This window comes from Gelidibacter sp., from assembly GCF_035577925.1.
GTDB lineage: Bacteria > Bacteroidota > Bacteroidia > Flavobacteriales > Flavobacteriaceae > Gelidibacter.
The window spans coordinates 1-4,154 of record NZ_DATJCY010000072.1; the positions used below are offsets into that span (position 1 = coordinate 1).

Below are 4,154 nucleotides of genomic sequence, written 5' to 3' on the forward strand. Positions count from 1 at the left end.
CGCTTCCCAGCAAACGTAATCCACGACGGCAGTGATGAAGTAGTAAGTTTATTTCCTTATACGGAAAGTGGAAAAATGACTTCACAACATCAAAGACACACTGATGGTAGTCCTAATGGTATTTATGGTAAGTTTGATGTAAATCATCCACTTGGTGAAACTTATGGTGATAGTGGAAGTGCTGCACGTTTCTTTTACACAGCAAAAGCAAGTAAAGAAGAAAGAAACTTTGGGTTGTATGACTTTGAAAAAGATGTCGTTACTGATGGTAGAACTAAACCTATTGATAATGCATTTAATCGTGGTGAAACTAAAAGAAAAAATATACATCCTACCGTTAAACCAATTGAGTTAATGCGATACCTTGTTAGACTTGTAACACCAAAAAATGGTATATGTTTAGATCCATACTTAGGTAGTGGAACAACGGCAATAGCGTGTGAAATGGAAAAGTTTTCATGGATAGGTATTGAACTTATGCCAGAATATGCTGAGATAGCAAAAGCGAGAATTGGTGCAGTTAAAGATTATGAAGCAACCTTAGATACAAAAACTTTTATTAAAGAAAGTATTAAAGAAGATAAAGAAAAAGAATTAGGCATAATGAATATATTTGATTTTTGGGAAGATTAAAAAAATAAAAAAAAAAGGAGATAGAAAATGAATTATAAAGAGACAGTATATGAAACAAGTGTCAAAGAGATTGAAAAATTAAACGGACTTACTGACGAGGAAATCAAAAGAAATCCTCATATATTAAAGGTTAGCCAATTAAAAAACAGTCATGTGTTATCTATTATCAAGCAACAAGAGATTGATTATAAGATGAAAGATTTAGAACTACGAACAACTATGTATGAACTAAGAAACGAACGCAATAATATTATGAAAGATAATATTAAGTTGCAAGAACAAAAGATGAAATGAGATGGACTAAAGATAGGTTAGAGTGGTTAAGAAAAAGTAAAGATATATATACCGATAGGGAAGATATATTAAACGCATTTAATAAACACTTTAACCTTAATGTATCTCTTAAGTTATTATCAAAAAACAATTATAAATATAACTTAGGTTTACCAAAAGCAAACAGAATAATTCAAAGAGGTTTAGAAATTGGATGGATTAAAAAACGTGGTTTCGCAAGAAGAGATAGCGACTATACACAAGAATATGTAAGCGGTAGTAGAACATATATAAAAGTTGATGGTGCTGAAACAAAAGATGGTTTTGTTCCAAAGAATAGATATTTATATGAACAATATCATAATGAAAAACTTGATCCGATAGAAGATATCGTTGTGTTTTTAGACGACGACTACACAAATTTTAGTAAAGAAAACCTATACAAAATGGATAGAAGAACTCATGCTATAATGGTTAATCATAGGTTGTATGGAAATAAAGATGTAGATAAAATACTATTGATAAAGTTTTGTGAATGGAAACGAATAATAATTGATAAGAAGAATAAAATATGAAAAAAGCAATCCTAATATCTGTAAGACCAGAACACTTAGTAAATATTTTAAACGGTAATAAAACATTAGAACTGCGTAAAAGTATTCCAAAAGAATACGAAGGGCGGGTAAACTTATACTGCACAATTAATTATGATTTGAATGGTAAAGTTGTAGCACGATTTTGGTTTGATGAAACATATTATATAAAACAAGCAGTAAATGTTTATGGAGATGAATTAAATCAAATAAGTATATATGATAATAAAAGTTATGGGTGGAAAACACCAAAAGAACAACAAGAAATATTAAAACAATTATGTTTAACAGAACAAGAGGTTTTAGACTACGTCAAAGGTAAAGGAGCAAACGCTTGGAACATTAAACAACTTGAAATATTTGATAAGCCAAAAGAATTAGGGGAGTTTTATAAACTTTCAGTAGATAAAGTAGAAAGTGCTTATATACAATTAGATAAAGCACCACAAAGTTGGCAATTTGTTTATACAAAGGAGTTAGAAAATGAAAGCAATAAAAAGCGAAAAACCGTATAATTATAATGAATACAGGTCAATACAATCTTGGAGGTATGTATATTATGCAAATTGACATCCTAATAGCACACACTGAATTACGCTGTGACCTTACTAAAAAATTTATTAAAAAAAATAAACCTTTTAAATTAGTCTGGGTCGGCTCTCGCTCATTTATCTTTAAAAAATATATCTCAAATAGGAGGATCAAAAATTATGTTTTACGTCAAATTAGATACTAACGAATTTATCGTAGTCCAACTTATTACTGAATTTACCCATAATAATATACCGCATTTACTTTTATATGCCGACGACTTTATTATTACACCAGCTGACAGTGTAGAATTATTAACTGATATCCCTTTTAAATACGCTGTTAAAAAAGGTAGTCATATAATTGCCTTTAATAATAAAAAACACTACCGTAATTATCCTGAGTGGGAGGTTATTAAATGACACCTGAAAAAATCCTCTCAAAACAAATCCAAGCTGTATGTGGTGAGAATAATATTATATGTTTTGATGTCAATGTCGGTGGCGGACAACTCATTACAGGCTCATATTTCCGCACTGGTTTACCTCGTGGGTTTAGCGACTTATTACTTTTTACTAGCAACGGAAAAACAGCTTTTATTGAGACTAAAATTAAGCCCCGCAAACCTACGCAAGAACAAATTAATTTTATTAATACTATGAAAAAGAGAGGGTTTATTGCAGGCGTTGTCTATGATATTAACGATTTTATTAACAACTATTTGCCATTATTAAAGCCATGAAAGTCCGTAATAAATACAAAGTCCGTAATAAATACGGCGAAATAGTAGCCGTTAAATATATAGGTGCTAAAATTGACACTAACCATATACGAGATAATTATTACTTATTTTATGATGAGGACGAAGTTTATCATGTGGAAAAAGACGATAAAATCATAGGTGCATTCCCTGCAAATTCTCGTCCTGATGCTTTAAAAAAAGCTGAATATTATATAATTATTTCACAATTACTTTATAAAATATTACACGATAATATGTTTCCAAGTAGTGAAAAATACGAATTAAATGCCTTTTTATCACAGGTTTTATCCATCATAAATTGGAATACAAATAATGCTTGATGCACGGTTTGCAGGGTTTGTTGCATTTTACATAAACTTTCTAGAGGCGTTTTCAAACGCACATTTTAAATAAGCATTTAAATAAAAAAAGCCATTATTCCTTTGTAAAATATGTAAAAATGCATAGTTTGCAGGGTTTATGCCCTTTTACTACTTATTATATAATGTGTGCATAAAGAAAAAGTTTATAAAATAGCCCTAAACCCTGCAAACCCTGCATGATTATAATTTTTATAAATAAGCCCTGCATGGTTAAAATAGTAGTTTTAAATGGGCGTTTAAAATAAGAGTTGCAATTTTTTTAGAAATACTTTAAAATAAAAGTGAGGTAGGCTTTTTCCTATCTAGTCATTGTGGGGGTGATATTTATCTCGAGTAAAAATATTATCCATGATTTAATGAAACTGCCTCTGCCTAAGGTGGAGGTAGATAAATTAAAAAAGCGAGGTATAGAATTAGCTGACGAGCAATATACCTATTTTTTGCTTATGGCACTCGGTCAGTTTGAGGGGGCAGTCAGTAAAAATAATACTAAGGCTTTTGAATTGCTGACAAATATAGTCGGGCAGGTTGAGGTAGATAGTCAGGACAGGACTTATAGACTACCGGCTGATTTATTATCATCGCAATTTGTTGATGTAAATAGGTATATAAATAATCGTGAGTATAAGGAGTTTGCATTTAGAGGTGGGCGTGGGTCTACTAAGTCAAGTTATGTTGGGTTGAAAATAGTAGAGCTCATAAAAGCTAATCCAAATATACACGGACTAATTACTAGGAAATATGCTAACACATTAAGAGACAGCGTTTACGCACAGGTCTCATGGGCTATTAGTGAAATTGAGGACGAGCATAATTGGACTAAGACTACTAGCCCGATGCAGATGATATATAAGCCAACGGGTCAAATTATTTATTTTAGAGGTGGCGATGAGCCTGAGAAAATTAAATCCATAAAACCACCATTCGGGCAAATTGCGTTATTATGGTTTGAGGAAGCTGATCAGTTTGCTGGCGAGGAGCAGATGCGTAATATCAAGC

7 protein-coding genes are annotated in these 4,154 nt (G+C 31.4%); all 7 read left to right on the forward strand.

Annotation, left to right across the window (positions count from 1 at the left end; genetic code table 11):
- Window positions 1-633: site-specific DNA-methyltransferase (locus tag VNJ50_RS02210; protein WP_325578632.1), on the forward strand; the 633-nt coding region annotated here is incomplete at its 5' end.
- A 27-nt stretch (window positions 634-660) separates the two neighbouring features.
- On the forward strand, window positions 661-927 hold the full coding sequence (locus tag VNJ50_RS02215; protein WP_325578634.1) for a hypothetical protein: 267 nt from the start codon (window positions 661-663) through the stop codon (window positions 925-927).
- On the forward strand, window positions 924-1,481 hold the full coding sequence (locus VNJ50_RS02220; RefSeq protein ID WP_325578636.1) for a hypothetical protein: 558 nt from the start codon (window positions 924-926) through the stop codon (window positions 1,479-1,481). The genes VNJ50_RS02215 and VNJ50_RS02220 overlap by 4 nt, the downstream gene beginning before the upstream one ends.
- Complete coding sequence (locus tag VNJ50_RS02225) at window positions 1,478-2,014, forward strand: hypothetical protein (protein WP_325578638.1); 537 nt, start codon at window positions 1,478-1,480, stop codon at window positions 2,012-2,014. The genes VNJ50_RS02220 and VNJ50_RS02225 overlap by 4 nt, the downstream gene beginning before the upstream one ends.
- Window positions 2,015-2,448: 434 nt before the next feature.
- The gene (locus VNJ50_RS02230) at window positions 2,449-2,772 is read left to right on the forward strand and encodes a VRR-NUC domain-containing protein (RefSeq protein ID WP_325578640.1); all 324 of its coding nucleotides are present in this window, start codon (window positions 2,449-2,451) and stop codon (window positions 2,770-2,772) included.
- On the forward strand, window positions 2,769-3,113 hold the full coding sequence (locus tag VNJ50_RS02235) for a hypothetical protein (protein ID WP_325578642.1): 345 nt from the start codon (window positions 2,769-2,771) through the stop codon (window positions 3,111-3,113). Before VNJ50_RS02230 ends, VNJ50_RS02235 begins: the two co-directional genes overlap by 4 nt.
- Before the next feature lie 398 nt (window positions 3,114-3,511).
- Window positions 3,512-4,154 (forward strand): phage terminase large subunit (locus tag VNJ50_RS02240; RefSeq protein WP_325578645.1); only part of this gene is annotated, 643 nt, incomplete at its 3' end.